Annotated in this window: 18 protein-coding genes and 1 tRNA gene; 13 read left to right on the plus strand and 6 right to left on the minus strand. The window is 72.0% G+C overall.

Translation table 11 applies throughout. The annotated features are described in order from the left end of the window. The first annotated feature begins 52 nt into the window (after positions 1-52). Positions 53-1,366, plus strand: coding sequence for an LCP family protein (locus VMF51_RS16560; RefSeq protein ID WP_325475557.1), 1,314 nt, complete (start codon positions 53-55; stop codon positions 1,364-1,366). Next, the gene (locus tag VMF51_RS16565; protein ID WP_325475558.1) at positions 1,363-1,536 is read left to right on the plus strand and encodes a hypothetical protein; all 174 of its coding nucleotides are present in this window, start codon (positions 1,363-1,365) and stop codon (positions 1,534-1,536) included. The genes VMF51_RS16560 and VMF51_RS16565 overlap by 4 nt, the downstream gene beginning before the upstream one ends. Here VMF51_RS16565 and VMF51_RS16570 read toward each other — a convergent pair. From VMF51_RS16570 to VMF51_RS16580, 3 genes are all read right to left on the minus strand, one after another. After that, the gene (locus VMF51_RS16570) at positions 1,533-1,925 is read right to left on the minus strand and encodes an MscL family protein (RefSeq protein ID WP_414689481.1); all 393 of its coding nucleotides are present in this window, start codon (positions 1,923-1,925) and stop codon (positions 1,533-1,535) included. The two genes, VMF51_RS16565 and VMF51_RS16570, sit on opposite strands and share 4 nt — an antisense overlap. Before the next feature lie 12 nt (positions 1,926-1,937). Continuing rightward, positions 1,938-2,585, minus strand: coding sequence for an SAF domain-containing protein (locus VMF51_RS16575; protein ID WP_325475560.1), 648 nt, complete (start codon positions 2,583-2,585; stop codon positions 1,938-1,940). Between the two features lie 64 nt (positions 2,586-2,649). Then, positions 2,650-2,964, minus strand: coding sequence for an FmdB family zinc ribbon protein (locus tag VMF51_RS16580; protein ID WP_325475561.1), 315 nt, complete (start codon positions 2,962-2,964; stop codon positions 2,650-2,652). 90 nt (positions 2,965-3,054) lie between these two features. On the opposite strand from VMF51_RS16580, the gene VMF51_RS16585 reads away from it, so the two are divergent. Further along, complete coding sequence (locus VMF51_RS16585; protein WP_325475562.1) at positions 3,055-5,658, plus strand: penicillin acylase family protein; 2,604 nt, start codon at positions 3,055-3,057, stop codon at positions 5,656-5,658. 184 nt (positions 5,659-5,842) lie between these two features. On the opposite strand, the gene VMF51_RS16590 is transcribed toward VMF51_RS16585, so the two are convergent. Next, the gene (locus VMF51_RS16590) at positions 5,843-6,433 is read right to left on the minus strand and encodes a 5-formyltetrahydrofolate cyclo-ligase (protein ID WP_325475563.1); all 591 of its coding nucleotides are present in this window, start codon (positions 6,431-6,433) and stop codon (positions 5,843-5,845) included. Between the two features lie 23 nt (positions 6,434-6,456). Between VMF51_RS16590 and VMF51_RS16595 the strand changes: the two genes are divergently transcribed. The 7 genes from VMF51_RS16595 (at position 6,457) to VMF51_RS16625 (ending at position 11,740) form a co-directional block, all read left to right on the plus strand. Then, positions 6,457-7,839, plus strand: coding sequence for a UTP--glucose-1-phosphate uridylyltransferase (locus VMF51_RS16595; RefSeq protein ID WP_325475564.1), 1,383 nt, complete (start codon positions 6,457-6,459; stop codon positions 7,837-7,839). Next, positions 7,832-9,073, plus strand: a complete 1,242-nt coding sequence (glp, locus tag VMF51_RS16600) for a gephyrin-like molybdotransferase Glp (protein ID WP_325475565.1) — start codon at positions 7,832-7,834, stop codon at positions 9,071-9,073. Before VMF51_RS16595 ends, glp begins: the two co-directional genes overlap by 8 nt. A gap of 13 nt (positions 9,074-9,086) precedes the next feature. Further along, positions 9,087-9,566, plus strand: coding sequence for a cyclic pyranopterin monophosphate synthase MoaC (gene moaC / locus VMF51_RS16605; protein ID WP_325475566.1), 480 nt, complete (start codon positions 9,087-9,089; stop codon positions 9,564-9,566). Further along, positions 9,559-10,044: a molybdenum cofactor synthesis domain-containing protein gene (locus tag VMF51_RS16610; protein WP_325475567.1), complete on the plus strand. Its 486-nt coding sequence runs from the start codon at positions 9,559-9,561 to the stop codon at positions 10,042-10,044. Before moaC ends, VMF51_RS16610 begins: the two co-directional genes overlap by 8 nt. Before the next feature lie 44 nt (positions 10,045-10,088). Then, positions 10,089-10,652 carry a GNAT family protein gene (locus tag VMF51_RS16615; RefSeq protein WP_325475568.1) on the plus strand — a complete coding sequence of 188 codons (564 nt, stop codon included), beginning with the start codon at positions 10,089-10,091 and terminating at the stop codon, positions 10,650-10,652. A gap of 70 nt (positions 10,653-10,722) precedes the next feature. Further along, the gene (locus VMF51_RS16620; protein ID WP_325475569.1) at positions 10,723-11,586 is read left to right on the plus strand and encodes a hypothetical protein; all 864 of its coding nucleotides are present in this window, start codon (positions 10,723-10,725) and stop codon (positions 11,584-11,586) included. 81 nt (positions 11,587-11,667) lie between these two features. Next, positions 11,668-11,740, plus strand: a tRNA-Ala gene (locus VMF51_RS16625). Between the two features lie 421 nt (positions 11,741-12,161). Here VMF51_RS16625 and VMF51_RS16630 read toward each other — a convergent pair. Further along, complete coding sequence (locus VMF51_RS16630) at positions 12,162-12,626, minus strand: hypothetical protein (protein WP_325475570.1); 465 nt, start codon at positions 12,624-12,626, stop codon at positions 12,162-12,164. Between the two features lie 211 nt (positions 12,627-12,837). Beyond that, entirely contained in the window at positions 12,838-12,978 is a 141-nt protein-coding gene (locus VMF51_RS16635) for a hypothetical protein (RefSeq protein ID WP_325475571.1), read from the minus strand. A 234-nt stretch (positions 12,979-13,212) separates the two neighbouring features. Between VMF51_RS16635 and VMF51_RS16640 the strand changes: the two genes are divergently transcribed. From VMF51_RS16640 to VMF51_RS16650, 3 genes are read left to right on the plus strand one after another with little or no spacing between them, the layout of a single operon-like run. Beyond that, the gene (locus VMF51_RS16640) at positions 13,213-13,524 is read left to right on the plus strand and encodes a GNAT family N-acetyltransferase (RefSeq protein WP_325475572.1); all 312 of its coding nucleotides are present in this window, start codon (positions 13,213-13,215) and stop codon (positions 13,522-13,524) included. Between the two features lie 2 nt (positions 13,525-13,526). Then, positions 13,527-14,489: a DUF5996 family protein gene (locus tag VMF51_RS16645; protein WP_325475573.1), complete on the plus strand. Its 963-nt coding sequence runs from the start codon at positions 13,527-13,529 to the stop codon at positions 14,487-14,489. A gap of 45 nt (positions 14,490-14,534) precedes the next feature. Further along, positions 14,535-14,732: a hypothetical protein gene (locus VMF51_RS16650; RefSeq protein ID WP_325475574.1), complete on the plus strand. Its 198-nt coding sequence runs from the start codon at positions 14,535-14,537 to the stop codon at positions 14,730-14,732. The last annotated feature ends 39 nt before the right edge of the window (positions 14,733-14,771 follow it).

A 14,771-nucleotide genomic window follows, 5' to 3' on the forward strand; every position in this document is an offset into this window, starting at 1 on the left:
CACCCGTAGGTTCGGGGGCGCGTCAACCCGCCCCATCTCCTGGAGTACCCGCATGCCCGAAGGCCCCGACGGCCAGCCTGCCGAGCAGGCCGACCAGCCGGTGGTCGGCGACCCCGCGGCCCGGCGTGGCGACCGACGCGGAGGTGCCCGCCGCGGCAAGGCCCGCAAGCGGCACACCGTCGGCAAGGTGCTCCTGGTGACCGTCGTGGTGCTCGGGATGGTCACCGGTCTCGGCACGGTGTGGCTCTACCGCGACCTGAACCACAACATCGAGGTCCTCGACCTCGACAACCAGCTCTACGACGAGCCGGAGAAGCCGGAGTCGGACGAGCCGCAGGAGCCGCTCAACATCCTGGTGATGGGCTCCGACGACCGCGACGGCGCCGGCAACAACATCGACGGGCTGACCGGCTCGGGCCAGCGCTCCGACACGACCCTGCTCTTCCACCTCTCGGGGGACCGGAAGTCGGCGTACGGCGTCAGCATCCCGCGTGACTCCCTGGTGACCCGTCCCGACTGCATCGGCGAGAACGGAGACACCATCTCCGGCGCCGAGAACTCGATGTGGAACGAGGCGTTCGCGCTGGGCGGGCCGGCGTGCACCATCCAGCAGTTCCAGACCCTCACCGACATCAAGGTCGACCACTTCGTCGTCGTCGACTTCGCGGGGTTCAAGGACATGGTCGACGCCATCGACGGCGTCCCGGTCTGCATCCCCGAGGACATCTCCGACCCGGCCCACGACATCGACATCAAGGCCGGCACCCGGGAGATCCGGGGCAAGGAGGCGCTCAACTACGTCCGGGCGCGCTACACCCTCGGCGACGGGTCCGACATCGGCCGGGTCAAGCGCCAGCAGGCGTTCATCGCGGCGATGGCCAACAAGGTCGTGTCCGGCGGCGTGCTCGCCCGTCCCGACCGGCTGATCGGCTTCCTGCGAGCGGCGACCAAGTCGCTGACGGTCGACCCCGGCCTCGACAACGTGCTCAAGCTCAGCAAGGTCGGCCTCGGGTTCAAGGACATCGGCCTGCAGCGGGTCCGGTTCATCACCATCCCGTGGGCCTACGACACCCGCGAGGAGTTCCGCGGCCGGGTCGTGTGGACCGACGACGCGCAGCGCGTCTGGGACCGGGTCCTCAACGACCGTCCGATGTCGCGCAACCTCGACACCGGCACCCTCGACGCCGCCAACGTCCCCGGCTCGCCCACGACCTCGGGTGGTGCCTCGGGCAGCGAGTCCCCGTCGGGTGACGAGTCCCCGTCGGGTGACGCGAGCGCCGGCAACGGCGGCGACGGCTCCGCCGGTGGCAGCGAGCGCGACGAGGAGCAGCGAGCCACGCTCGAGGCCGCGGGGCTCTGCACGTGAGCGAGCGTCCGGAGGCGGACTGGGAGCGTCGGCGCCGGCTCGCCGAGGTCTTCGGCGACGCGCTGCCCGAGACGACCCGGGACGAGCGGGACGACGAGACGACCCGCGAGGGGGGCGACGCCGGCGACGCGTGGCTGCGTGCGCAGGTGCCGCCCCACCACGGCAGCTAGCTCAGAGGCTGCTCCGGGTCGCCCGTCGAGCGGCCCTGCTGGGTGGCGAGGAGGTCGCGGATCTCCTGGAGCAGCTTGATGTCCTCGGGGGTCCCGGGAGGGGCGCTGGGGAAGTAGCGCTCCTTGGCCTTCGTGTACGGCGTGACGATGAAGAAGTACACGACCGCGGCCAGGATCAGGAACGAGATCACGGCGGTGAGCCAGACGCCGACGCCGACGCCTCCGGGTGCGTAGGACGAGAAGTCGGGCGTCCCCCCGACCTTCCCGACCAGGTCCATGATCAGGGCGACGGTCGCCGTCACGACGGTGGCGAACGCGCCGCCGATGATGAACGCGACGGCGAGCTCGACCAGGTTGCCGCGCAGGATGAAGTTCTTGAATCCACTCAACATGCGTCGAGGCTAGTCCCGCCACGCGTAGCTGAGGAACAGCCTCGCGGCGGCGTCGGCGATGACGGGTACGTCGTCGGGCCGGGCCGCGACGACCACCAGCCGCCCGCCCAGGCCGGTGCCTCCGGAGTCGGTCGAGCCGGCGGGCAGGGCCAGCACCGGCACCTCGGCGGCGACCAGGGCCGGCTGTCCGCCCTGCGGGTCGGCCGCGACCAGGTCCACCACGTCGCCCACCCGCAGCAGGCCGGCCATCCCGGCGTCGGGCAGTCGTACGGGCAGCGCGACCCGGCCGGGGTGCCCCTCGGTCAGCGCCGGACCGAGGAGCCGGACGTCGGTGACCGGCTCCCCGCGCCGCAGCGGGGAGGCGAGGGCGCGGCCCACCGGGTCGGTCGCGAGGTCGTCGGGCACCGTGCCGACGGCGAAGGCGGCGGTGGTCAGATCCCTCTCGGTGAGTACGGCGCCCGCAGGGACGTCGCGGGCCGCGACGGTCACACCGACCGTCGCGGGAGGCGGGGCGGCGGCCGCCTGCAGACCGGCGGCCACGGCCACGGCGGCGAGTACGGCGGCCAGTAGCCGTCGGTGCGTCAGGACGGCGCGGCGTACGGACCGCAGGGCACGCAGGGGTCGGCGGACGGGAGGCGCGACGGCGTCGGGGAGCATCCTCCGACGCTAGGAGGGATCAGCCGACCCTGCCCGCGTCCTCCACAGGCGGACCCGGAGACCGTCAGTCCGCGGACTTGGTGGCCGCCGGGGCGGCCGGCTTGCTCTCGCTCTTCGTCTCGGTCTTGGTGCCGGAGCCGGACGAGCTGCCGGAGCCGTCGGACGAGCTCGACGAGGAGGAGGACGACGACGAGGAGGACCCCGACCGGCTGTCGGTGCGGTAGAAGCCCGAGCCCTTGAACACCACGCCGACCGCGTTGAAGACCTTCCGCAGGCGCCCCTGGCACTCGGGGCACACCGTGAGGGAGTCGTCGGAGAAGCTCTGGACCTGCTCGAAGGCGTGGTCGCACTCGGTGCAGGCGTACTGGTAGGTCGGCATCGTGGCTCCGGCTCGTGCTGGTGGTGCGGGATCGCTGGCACTCGACTAGTGCGAGTGCCAATCATAGGGCACGGGCACAATGGCCGGGCGATGACCAGCACCCCCTCGGCCGACCCCGCCCACCGCCCGCCGCCCCGGTGGCGCGTCGCCTTCCGCACCTGGCCGCGCGGGGCCCGGGTGACGACGTACGTCGTCGTCGGCCTGGTGCTCGTGCTCGTGGCGGGCCTGGTGACCGTCGTCGCCGTGGCCCGCCGGCCGCTGCCCCAGAACGAGGGGGAGGCGGAGATCGCCGGTCTCGAGGGCGAGGTCGAGGTCGTCCGGGACGAGCACGGCATCCCGCAGCTGTACGGCGACTCGATGCCCGACCTGGTCCGCGCCCAGGGCTACGTGCACGCCTCCGAGCGCTTCTTCGAGATGGACGTACGCCGGCACGCCACGGCCGGTCGGCTCGCGGAGCTGTTCGGCGAGGACGCGGTCGAGAGCGACTCCTACGTGCGCACCATGGGCTGGCGCCGGGTCGCCGAGCAGGAGCTGGCGCTGGTCCGGCCGGACACCCGCGCGCTGCTCCAGGCGTACGCCGACGGGGTCAACGCCTACCTCGACGAGCACTCGCCGGGGCAGCTCGCCGTCGAGTACACCGTCCTCAACCTCGGCGGTCTCGGCTACGCTCCGGCGGACTGGACGCCGGTCGACTCGCTGGCGTGGCTCAAGGCGATGGCCTGGGACCTGCGCGGCAACATGCAGGACGAGATCGACCGGGTGCTGACGAGCTCCGCGGTCGGCGCGGCCCGGATGCGCGACCTGTACCCGGCGTACCCCTTCGGCGACCACGACCCGATCGTCGACCAGGGCGCGGTCGTCGACGGCGTCTTCGAGCAGGACGCCACCACGGGCGGCACCCGCAACCCGCTGCGCCCGGCGTGGACCGCCGACCAGCGCTCCGCGCTGCGCGGCGTCCGCGAGGGCCTGGACCGGATGCCGGCGCTGCTCGGCCGCGGGGACGGCATCGGCAGCAACAGCTGGGTCGTCGACGGCGAGCACTCGGCGACCGGTGCGCCGCTGCTCGCGAACGACCCGCACCTCGGCGTCGGCATGCCCGGGGTGTGGATGCAGATGGGCCTGCACTGCCGCTCCGTCTCCCGGGACTGCCCGCTCGACGTCGCCGGCTTCACCTTCTCCGGCGTACCCGGCGTGATCATCGGCCACAACGCCGACATCGCCTGGGGCTTCACCAACCTCGGTCCCGACGTCACCGACCTCTACCTGGAGCAGGTCCGCGGCGACGAGTGGAGGTACGACGGCGCCTGGCGCCCGCTGCGCACCCGCACCGAGACCATCGAGGTGGCTGGCGGCGAGGACGTCGAGCTGACGGTCCGCTCGACGCGGCACGGCCCGATCCTCTCCGACGTCGCCGACGAGCTCGCGGACGTGGGGGAGCAGGCCCGGGAGGGGCGCGAGTTCGCGGTGTCCCTGGCCTGGACCGCGCTCGAGCCGGCGCCGACCGCCGATGCGATCCTCGACCTGAACCTCGCCCACGACTGGGACTCGTTCCGCTCGGCGCTGTCGTCCTTCGCCGTGCCGTCGCAGAACGTGCTGTACGCCGACCGCGCCGGCCACATCGGCTACCAGGCGCCGGGGCGGATCCCGATCCGCAAGTCGGGCAACGACGGCACCGTCCCGTCCGCCGGCTGGCGTCCGGAGAACGACTGGACCGGCGAGTACGTCCCGTACGACGGCCTGCCGAACGTGCGCGATCCCGAGGAGGGCTTCCTCGTGGCGGCCAACCAGGCCGTGATCGACACCGAGTACCCGTACTTCCTCACCGGCGACTGGGACCGCGGCTGGCGCTCGCAGCGGATCCGCGAGGTGCTGGCCGACTCCGGACCGATGACGGTGGACTCGATGCTCGACCTCCAGCTCGACGACCGGCACCCGTTCGCCGAACGGCTGACGCCGTACCTCCTCGACGTGGAGCTGCCAGACGGCTACTGGTCCGGGGGCCAGGAGCTGCTGGCCGACTGGGACTTCCGCCAGTCCGCCGACAGCGGGGCGGCGGCGTACTACAACGTCGTGTGGCGCAACCTGCTCGCGCTGACCTTCCACGACGAGCTGCCCGAGGACCAGTGGCCCGACGGGGGCCAGCGGTGGTACGCCGTGGTCGATCGGCTGCTCGAGCGCCCCGGCAGCATGTGGTGGGACGACGCCACCACCGAGGAGGTCGAGGACCGCGACGCGATCCTGGAGCGGGCGATGCGCGACGCGCGCGACGAGCTGACCCGGCGCCAGTCGCGGAACCCGTCCGGGTGGGACTGGGGCCACCTGCACCGACTCGAGCTGCGCTCGCCGACGCTGGGGGAGTCCGGCATCGGCCCGGTCGAGCGGCTGGTCAACCGCGAGGGCTGGGAGGTCGGCGGCGGCAGCAGCACCGTCGACGCCACGGCCTGGGACGCCGCCGAGGGCTACGAGGTGACCTCGGCGCCGTCGATGCGGATGGTCGTCTCCCTCGACGACTTCGACGCGTCCCGTTGGATCAACCTCACCGGCGTCTCCGGCCACCCGGCCAGCGACCACTACACCGACCAGACCGACCTGTGGGCCGAGGGCGAGTCGCTCGCCTGGCCCTTCTCCGCCGACGCCGTCGAGGACGCCTCCGTCCACGTGCTCACCCTCGTCCCCGGCGCCGACGCCGAGTGACGCGGGCCACCGCTGCTTCTCGGCTCGCCGGGTTTCGAGGCTCGCTTCGCTCGCACCTCAACCAGCGTGCGGCGAGTGACGCTGGTTGAGGTGCGAAGGACGAAGTCCGACCAGTCACGCTGGTTGAGGTGCGAAGGACGAAGTCCTGAGCCTCGAAACCCCGTGGGACGAGCGTCGGCGCCGGTCAGAAGCGGGTGATCCCGGCGGGGGAGGCGGCGGCGGTGACGGCGCGGTCGTGCGGCTCGGCGGGGACGTCGAGGCCGACCTCCTCGTCGTGCAGCAGCACGCAGGTGACGGTGCCGAGCGGGACGCGGGCCAGGGCGCGGTCGTAGGAACCGCCGCCGCGGCCGAGGCGCAGGCCGGTGGGCGAGACGGCGAGGCCGGGGACGAGGACGACGTCGGCGGTGGCGATCGCGTCCACGCCGAGCCGGTCGACCGGCTCGAGCAGCCCCATCCGGGCCGGCGCCAGCGAGGCGTCGCCGCGGTAGGTGCCCCAGTCCAGGTCGCCGTCGGGCAGCAGCACCGGCAGCACCACGCGCCGCCCGGTGTCGGCGAGGGCGCGCAGCAGCAGGCCGGTACCGGGCTCCGTGCCGATCGAGACGTACGCCGCGACGGTGGCCGCGTGTCGTACCTCCGGCGCGGCCAGGAGGTGGTCGGCGATCCGGCGGCCGACCTCGCCGACCTCGGCCAGGGGGCGGCGGTTGCGGGCCGTGAGCAGCTGATCGCGCAGGGCCAGCTTCCGGGTCTTTTCCGGGAGCGATTGCCGATGGTCCACCCCGCGAGCCTACGATCGGAGACATGGGTAGCCCAGGCCTGCACCAGGCTCGCGACAAGATGGCGGCCGAGGGCGTCGACCCCGTCGCCATCGAGACCTTCGCGCATTACTACCGGCTCTTGGAGCACGGCGAGACGGGGATGATCCCGGAGTCGACGATCGACCCGGTCGACATGCCGGCGCTGGCCGACGTCGACGTGCCCGAGGACGTCGCCGCCGCGGCGATCCGCCGTACGGCGGTGATCAAGCTCAACGGCGGGCTCGGCACCTCGATGGGGATGGACCGCGCCAAGTCGCTGCTGTGCGTACGCCGCGGCCTGTCGTTCCTCGACATCATCGCCCGCCAGGTGCTGCACCTGCGCGAGCAGTACGACGCCACCCTCCCGCTCATCTTCATGAACTCCTTCCGCACCTCCGCCGACACCGTGGACGCGTTGGCGCGCTACGAGTCGCTGCCGGTCGAGGGCCTCCCGCTGGAGTTCCTGCAGAACAAGGAGCCGAAGCTCCTGGCCAAGGACCTGTCGCCGGTCAGCTGGCCGAAGGACCCGACGCTGGAGTGGTGTCCGCCTGGGCACGGCGACCTCTACACCGCACTCCGGGGCACCGGGCTGCTCGACCGGTTGATCGCGGCCGGCTACGAGCGGGTGTTCGTGTCCAACTCCGACAACCTCGGCGCCGTCCCCGACGCCCGGGTGGCCGGCTGGTTCGCGTCGAGCGGTGCGCCGTTCGCGATCGAGGCGGTCCGCCGTACCCCCTCCGACCGCAAGGGCGGCCACTTCGCGCGCCGCAAGGGCGACGGCCGGATCGTGCTGCGCGAGACCGCGCAGACGCTGGACGCCGACAAGGAGGCGCTGGCCGACCTCGACCGGCACCGGTTCACCTCCACCAACAACCTGTGGTTCGACCTGGCGGCGATGAAGTCGGCGCTCGACCAGCGCGACGGCATCCTCGGGCTGCCGCTGATCCGCAACGTCAAGAACGTCGACCCCGGCGACACGAGCACCCCCGAGGTGATCCAGGTCGAGACCGCCATGGGCGCCGCGATCGAGGTGTTCGAGGGCTCGCAGCTGATCGAGGTCACCCGGGAGCGGTTCGTGCCGGTGAAGACCACGAACGACCTGCTCGTGCTCCGCTCGGACGTCTACGACATCGGGCAGGACTTCGTGCTCGACCAGACCGCCGACGCGATCCCGTTCGTCGACCTCGACGGCGACCACTACAAGCTGGTCGGCGAGTTCGACAAGCGCTTCCCCGAGGGCGCGCCGTCGCTGCGCGACGCCGCGTCGCTCACCGTCGAGGGAGACTGGACGTTCGGCCGCGGCGTCCGGGTCGTCGGCGAGGTGTCCCTCGAGGCGTCGTCGGCCCAGCGGGTCGCCGCCGAGACCGTGCTGTCCTCCGATGCCTGAGCAGGGCGGACCCGGGCCGGACACCGTCGAGCAGCACCTGGACCGGGTGCTGCGCGACCTGGAGCCGCTGCCGGTCTTCCCGCAGCCGCTGATGGACGCCCTCGGTCTGGCGTGCGCCGAGGACATCACGGCCGAGGTCGCGCTGCCGTCCTTCGACAACTCCGCGATGGACGGGTACGCCGTCGTCGCGCAGGACGTCGTCTCCGCGTCCGACGGCTCGCCCGTGCACCTGCCCGTGGTCGGCGAGATCGGGGCCGGCAACGCCCGGCTGCTCGCCCTCGCCCCGGGGACCGCGGCCAAGATCATGACCGGTGCACCCGTGCCCGCGGGGGCCGACGCGATCGTCCCCTACGAGTGGACCGACCGGGGCGTCGCCCAGGTGGAGATCACCCGCGCACCCCAGCCGGGCCAGCACATCCGACCCGCGGGCGAGGACGTCTCCGTCGGCGACCTGGTCGTCGAGCGCGGTACCGTCCTCGGCCCCCGGCACCTGGGCCTGCTGGCGTCGATCGGCCGTGCGACGGTCCGCTCGCGGCCGCGGCCCCGCGTGGTGATCCTGTCGACGGGATCGGAGCTGCGCGAGCCCGGCGTACCCCTCGGTCACGACTCGATCTACGACGGCAACTCGTTCCTGCTCGCCGCCGCCGCGCGCCGCGCCGGTGCGCTCGCGTACCGGGTGGGCATCGTCCCGGACGAGCCGGGGGCGTTCCTCGACGCGCTGGAGGACCAGCTGGTCCGCGCGGACGTCGTCGTCACCTCCGGGGGTGTCTCGCAGGGCGACTTCGACGTCGTCAAGGAGGCGCTGGCGCCGAAGGGCGTGTGGTTCGGGCCGGTCGCGATGCAGCCCGGCAAGCCGCAGGGCTTCGGGTTCGTCGGCGAGGACAACACGCCGATCTTCACGCTGCCCGGCAACCCGGTGTCGTCGTACATCTCTTTCCAGCTGTTCGTGCTGCCCGCCCTGCGCAAGCTGATGGGCATGACCCCCTGGTCCCGCCCGACGGTGCCGGCCCGGCTGACCCACGCGGTCACCTCGCCGGAGGGTCGGCGGCAGTTCCTGCGGGGGGAGTACGTCGTCGACGGCGCCACCGTCACCGTCTCGCCGGTCGGCGGGCCGGGCTCGCACCTGATCGGCGACCTGGCCTCGTCCAACGCGCTGGTCGTGATCCCCGAGGACACGACCTCGCTGGCGGCCGGTGCGCAGGTGGACGTGCTGCCGCTCGACCTGGACTACTGATCTACTACCGGCCATGAGCGACCGACTGACCCACGTCGACGAGTCCGGGGCGGCCCGGATGGTCGACGTCTCCGCCAAGGACGTCACCGCTCGGACCGCCACCGCGTCCGGGCGCGTGCTGGTCGCGCCGCGGGTCATCGAGCTTCTCCGGGGCGAGGGGGTCCCCAAGGGCGACGCGCTCGGGGTCGCCCGGGTCGCCGGGATCATGGCGGCCAAGCGGACCCCCGACCTGGTGCCGCTGTGCCACCCGCTCGCGATCTCCGGCGTCACCGTCGACCTCGACGTCACCGACACGTCCGTCGACATCACGGCCACGGTGCGGACCTCGGACCGCACCGGCGTCGAGATGGAGGCGCTGACGGCCGTCTCGGTCGCCGCGCTGACCGTCGTCGACATGGTCAAGGCCGTCGACAAGGGCGCGGTCATCACCGACGTGCGGGTCGAGGCGAAGTCGGGTGGGAAGTCCGGCGACTGGACCCGCGCCGATGGCTGAGGGCGCGCTCCCGGCCGCGGTGGTCGTCGCGTCCAACCGCGCGGCGGCCGGCGTGTACGCCGACGAGACCGGCCCGCTGATCGTCGAGGCCCTGCGCGGGCTGGGCTTCGCGGTCGAGGACGCGGCCGTCGTACCCGATGGCGAGCCGGTGGGCCGGGCGATCGCGGACGCCGTCGCGGCGGGTGCTCGCCTGGTGCTGACCACCGGCGGCACCGGGCTGACCCCCACCGACCGGACCCCCGAGGCCACCCGCCCGCTGCTGGACCGTGAGGTGCCCGGCATCGCCGAGGCGATCCGGGCGTACGGCGTCGCCCACGGCGTCCCGTCGGCCGCCCTCTCCCGGGGGCTCGCGGGGGTCGCCGGCTCGTGCCTGGTGGTGAACCTGCCCGGCTCCCGCGGCGGCGTGAAGGACGGGCTCGCGGTGCTCGCGCCGATCGTGGTGCACGCGGTCGAGCAGGTCGTCGGGAGCGACCACTGAGCGGCCCGGTCCGGGCCTGGCCGGTGCGCCTGAGCGCGGGCGACGTGACCGTGCGTCCGCTGCGGGTCCGCGACCAGCGCGCGTGGCGCGAGGCCCGGCAGCGCAACGCCGCGTGGCTGGTGCCGTGGGAGGCCACGGTCCCGCCGGACCTGGGCATCCGCCCGAGCACGTTCGCGGGGCTGGTCCGGCGGATGCGCCGCCAGGCCCGGCAGGGGACGACGTACCCCTTCGCGGTCGAGGTGGACGGCCGGTTCGCCGGTCAGGTGACGGTCACCAACATCGCGCGCGGCTCGGCGCAGTTCGGCTCGGTGGGCTACTGGATCGACAGGCAGTACGCCGGCCGCGGGGCGATCCCGCGCGCGGTCGCGCTGGTCGTCGACCACTGCTTCACCGCCGCGGGTCTGCACCGGGTCGAGATCGCCATCCGGCCGGAGAACACCAACTCGCTGCGGGTGGTCGAGAAGCTCGGTCTGGCCGAGTACGGCTACGCGCCCCGCTACCTGCACATCGACGGCGACTGGCGCGACCACCGGCTCTACGCGATCACCCGCGAGGAGTGCCCCGAGGGGCTGCTGGCGCGGCTGTCGGAGCCCGAGTCACACCAGTAACAGAAGTTCTCTCGCGACACACGGGTAGACATCCGCCTCACCTTGTGCTGGCGAACCTACGCTCTCGTCCGTGGACCTTGGGAGTGGACTGATCTTCGTCGCCGTGGCCGTGGCGTGGGCGGCCTACCTCATCCCTGTCGCCGTGAGGTCGCACGACGACGCCGTACGCAGCCGATCGGTCGAGCGGTTCTCGCAGCGGATGCGCGTGCTCGCGCGCCGCGAGCCGGTCGACCGCAAGAGCGCCCGACTGGTCGTCCAGCCGGGCCGTCCCGCGTCGACCGCCGTCGTCGTCACCAAGCCCTCGGCCGCGGACGCCGTCCCGGTCGAGGAGACCTCGGCGCCGGCTCCGGTCGAGCTGACCCCGGCCCAGCGGCGTGCCCACCGCGCCGCGGTCGCCCGCGCGACCAAGCGCCGCCGCAACGTGCTCGCCGTGCTGCTGCTCGCCAACGCCGTGGTCGTCACCCTGGCCGCCGTGAACGTCCACTCCTGGTGGTACGTCGCCATCCCCGGCGGGCTGCTCGTCGCCTGGCTGGTGCTGTGCCGGGTGATGGTGAAGAAGGAGCACGCCGTCCTGGCGCCCCGAGTCGTCGTCCCGGAGGCTCCGGTCGCTCCCGTGGCGGAGGAGCAGCCGTCCGAGCCCGTCGAGCCCGTCGCTGCCGAGCAGCCGGGCGAGGTCACCGAGGAGATCGCGGTCGTCGCCGACGTCCAGGTCGACCCCACGCTCTGGGACCCGGTGCCGGTCACGCTGCCGACGTACGTCTCCAAGCCGGCCGCGGTGCGCCGTACCGTCCGGACCATCGCCCTCGACGACACCGGCGTGTGGTCCTCGGGCCACGCCCAGGCCGACAGCCGGCTCGCCCGCGAGGCCGAGGAGGCCGCCAAGGTCGAGAAGGCGCAGCGCGCCGACGGCGACGACCGAGCGGTCGGATCCTGACCTCCGGCCCGGTGAGCCGGGTCGATTGGGACCGGCCGGGAGGCTGGTGCTAACGTTTCGCCTCGCGTCCTCGGGCGCGATGGGGCTGTGGCGCAGTTGGTAGCGCGTCTCGTTCGCAATGAGAAGGTCAGGGGTTCGAATCCCCTCAGCTCCACAAACCGATAGGGCCTCTGTCCGGCCGAAACGCTGGACAGAGGCCTTTGTCGTTCGTCGGCAACCGGGCCGGGGCCACCTCAAGGCTGCTCCACTTCGTCATTGCGGTCGCGGAGGTTGAAGGGGGTGCACGGAGATCTCTGGAGAGACCAACGGCCCGGGGAAGCCGAAGATCCCGTGCGTCTGCAAGGAGCGCCACGTCGAACACGGACGGTTCACTGTCGTGGTCGTCGCGGAGAACGGGGTCTTCGGCTGATCCGACGGCCTTGGTTGCACCTCGCGTCGAAGTCGTGGTCGAGACGCCGGACAGCCACGCTCAGCGCGAGCGCAGCCGACCCGCTGCTGGTCGGGGCGAACGTCGGCACTCAGGCGCGACGAAGCGGGCCCGCCGTTCGGCCAGCCCGCTTCGTCGCGTATTCGGGTCATGCGTTTTCGTAAGCATCCAGTTCCTCGAGGAGGGCCGCCGCGAGCCTCTTGTCCATGCGGTACTTCCTCGAGTTGTAGTCCGTGTCGTAGATCGGACCCACCCCTCCACCGATGGCGTTGCGTGCAAATCCGACTGCCGACATGCGACCACCCATCGCCTTGCCATCGAAGTGCTTGATGCCTGTCTCTTCGCCCATGAACTCGAAGACCTCGTCGAGGCCCACAGCGGGAGCGTGCTCAGCGATGTATCGGACCGCCATCGCGGCGTCCGACTCTCCGAGCCACTCCACCAGCTTCTTCAGACGGGGCCGTGTCCACTTTCCAGGGAGGAAGTCATCGCTATCACCCCCTTCCTCGTCGTGTGGCGCACTGCCTCCGGTGTACGACACGCCGTACGCGGCGTGAACCGCTCCGATGGCGCTGCCGAACGAGTCCACGTCCGTGTCAATGCTGATCTTCATGCGAATCACACTCCTACTCATCTGGGTGGCAGCCAATTGGCTTGACTGTGTTCGTACAGAGAAGTGTTTCAGAAGTGATTCGAAGTGTCAAGGATAAGATTCTAGATAGTCTTTTGGGGAGTGCGGACTCGCCGCCGGACCGGTCACCCTTGAATGATCCGCACGGGTCACGCTCCGGGTTCACGCTCAGGACGCCACGAGGTCGGAAGACTCAGAACTCTTCCGACACCCGCCCGTGGCGCGGACGCTCCTCCGCGCGTCGCGTGAACCAGTCCAGGAAGTAGCGGGTCAGGCCGGCGGTCACACCCGCCGTCAGCCCGACCTGGAGCACCCCTGACTGGTCCGTGAGCAATCCGAACAGTCAAGTACCGAACCCGAGGATTGCGAACCACCCGGCGGTGGATGCCTCTCGTTCGCAGCGCGATGAGCCCCGCGTCGTCGACCAGAGGATCGTGTGACAGGCCGATGGTGGTGCGAATCGCACGCGAGGTTCGCGCCGTCGGCTTCGGCACGGCATGTCAGGGTGGATGCGAACCCCCCCCACCCCCGGCAGGAAGGCCCCACCGTCGTGTCCTCTGAGTACTCCGTGTCCGACAACCGAGGGCGTCACCGCTACGAGGCCCAGGCCGACGGGGGAGTGGTGGCGGGCTTCGTCGAGTACCAGGACGCCGGCGATCTGGTGGTGCTGACCCACACCGAGGTCGACCCCGGCTTCGAGGGGGCGGGGGTGGGCAGCACGCTCGCGCGAGCGGCGCTCGACGACATCCGCGAGCGTGGCCTCAAGGCGCTGGTGGTCTGCCCGTTCATCCTGGAGTGGATCCGGCGCCACCCGGAGTACGTGGACCTGCTGTTCAACGCCCCGGCGAGCGCGACCGCCGACGAGTCCCAGGGAGCCTGAGGATGACGACGCACACCCCCGACGCGCGACGGTCCTGGCCGCGGCTGAAGGTCGCGGACTGGACCGACACCCGCGACACCCTGCATATGGTGACGCAGATCGTCGGCAAGATCCGGCTCTCGAACGCGCCGCTCGTCAACCACTGGTGGCAGGTCACCCTCTACGTGAGCCCGCGCGGGCTGACCACCGGCACCGTCCCGCACCGGACGGGGTCGTTCGACATCGAGCTCGACTTCGTCGAGCACCACCTGCGGATCCGCGGCAGCGACGGCCGGCAGCGCGTGGTCGCGCTGTCGTCGCGGCCGGTGGCCGAGTACTACCGCGACATCATGACGGCGCTCGAGGAGCTCGGCATCGAGGTGCACGTCGACGTCCGGCCCAACGAGGTCGACCCGGCCATCCCGTTCGACGAGGACTACGAGCACGCCACCTACGATCCCGAGGCCGCCCACCTGTTCTGGCAGCAGCTGGTCCGGGCGGACCGGGGCCTCGGGGAGTTCCGGTCCCACTTCACCGGCAAGGTCAGCCCCGTCCACTTCTTCTGGGGTGCCATGGACCTGGCCTGCACCCGGTTCTCCGGTGCGGACGCGCCGACCCACCCCGGCGGCGCGCCGAACTGCGGTGACTGGGTGATGGCCCAGGGTTACTCGCGCGAGCTCAGCAGCGCCGGCTTCTGGCCCGGCGGAGGCGACGAGGGTGCGTTCTACTCGTACGCCTATCCCGAGCCGGACGGCTTCTCCGCCGCCGCGCCGGGTCCGGACGGCGCCTACTACAGCACCGAGTTCCGCCAGTTCCTGCTGCCGTACGAGGTGGTCGCCGACTCCGACGACCCCGACCGGACCCTGGCGGAGTTCCTGCACGCGACCTACTGCGCCGCCGCCGACCACGGCGGCTGGGACCGCGGGAGCCTCGAGGACGACCCGGGCCGCTGGCCCCAGCACAAGCCGGGGCTGCGCGCCCGGTGACGACCCTCGAGGTGGCGGAGTCCCGTCTCCTGCCGGGGTCGTGACGTGTCCGACTCGGGGCAGACGGGGCAGCTCGAGAGCCTGCTCCGCTGGCAGGAGGCCGGTGGGACCTGGGAGGTCCTGACCCGGTCGGAGTCCTCGGTCACCGTCGCCCTCTGCCGCTGCGACGGAGGCGAGGTCGTGGACCGGGTGGAGCTCTCGGAGCCGGACGCCGTGGCCTACGTCGCTCGTTCGCGCGACTGACCCGTCGAGTCGATACCTCTGCTTTTTTGGCCGACATCG

The organism is Nocardioides sp. (genome assembly GCF_035503875.1).
In the GTDB taxonomy this organism is placed as follows: Bacteria; Actinomycetota; Actinomycetes; order Propionibacteriales; family Nocardioidaceae; genus Nocardioides.

Bases quoted from the DNA above. Each gene is read 5' to 3' on its own strand.
- VMF51_RS16560 (WP_325475557.1), top strand. From the start codon at position 53: ATGCCCGAAGGCCCCGACGGCCAGCCTGCCGAGCAGGCCGACCAGCCG.
- VMF51_RS16630 (WP_325475570.1), bottom strand. From the start codon at position 12,626: ATGAAGATCAGCATTGACACGGACGTGGACTCGTTCGGCAGCGCCATC.
- VMF51_RS16610 (WP_325475567.1), top strand. From the start codon at position 9,559: ATGGCTGAGGGCGCGCTCCCGGCCGCGGTGGTCGTCGCGTCCAACCGC.
- VMF51_RS16645 (WP_325475573.1), top strand. From the start codon at position 13,527: ATGACGACGCACACCCCCGACGCGCGACGGTCCTGGCCGCGGCTGAAG.
- VMF51_RS16595 (WP_325475564.1), top strand. From the start codon at position 6,457: ATGGGTAGCCCAGGCCTGCACCAGGCTCGCGACAAGATGGCGGCCGAG.
- moaC (WP_325475566.1), top strand. From the start codon at position 9,087: ATGAGCGACCGACTGACCCACGTCGACGAGTCCGGGGCGGCCCGGATG.
- glp (WP_325475565.1), top strand. From the start codon at position 7,832: ATGCCTGAGCAGGGCGGACCCGGGCCGGACACCGTCGAGCAGCACCTG.
- VMF51_RS16575 (WP_325475560.1), bottom strand. From the start codon at position 2,585: ATGCTCCCCGACGCCGTCGCGCCTCCCGTCCGCCGACCCCTGCGTGCC.
- VMF51_RS16580 (WP_325475561.1), bottom strand. From the start codon at position 2,964: ATGCCGACCTACCAGTACGCCTGCACCGAGTGCGACCACGCCTTCGAG.
- VMF51_RS16585 (WP_325475562.1), top strand. From the start codon at position 3,055: ATGACCAGCACCCCCTCGGCCGACCCCGCCCACCGCCCGCCGCCCCGG.